Annotated in this window: 1 pseudogene; it reads right to left on the reverse strand. The window is 71.0% G+C overall.

Annotated features, from left to right (window positions below):
- Nucleotides 1-549, reverse strand: a pseudogene (locus JCM19049_RS17190) (HAD-IC family P-type ATPase); the annotation flags it as partial.

Below are 549 nucleotides of genomic sequence, written 5' to 3' on the forward strand. Positions count from 1 at the left end.
CCGACCGGCACCAGGTCGGTCAGCTGGGGGCGGCCTTCGGTCAGGGTGCCGGTCTTGTCCACGGCCACCGTGTCAATCCGTGCCGCCTGCTCCAGATACTCCCCGCCCTTGATCAGGATCCCGTCCTTCGCGGCCCGGCCAATGCCGGCCACCACCGCCACCGGGATGGAGATCACCAGGGCGCCGGGGCAGCCGATGACCAGCAGGGTCAGGGCCAGCACCACATCGGAGGTGAGCAGCCCGGCCACCAGCGCCAGCAGGATGATCGCCGGGGTGTACCAGGTGGCGAACCGGTCGAAGAAGCTTTGCGTGCGGGCCCGGGCGTCCTGCGCCTCCTCGACCCGGTGGATGATGCGCGCCAGGGTGGTGTCCGCGCCGATGCCCTCGGCCACCACCTGCAGGAAGCCGCTGGTGGCGATGGTGCCGGCGAAGACCTGGTCCCGGCGGCCTTGTCCACCGGCAGGGACTCCCCGGTGATCGAACTTTCATCCACCCCGCGCTGCCGTGCTGCACCCGGCCGTCGACCGGGACCTTCGCCCCGTCCTTGAC

Source organism: Arthrobacter sp. JCM 19049 (assembly GCF_001310435.1).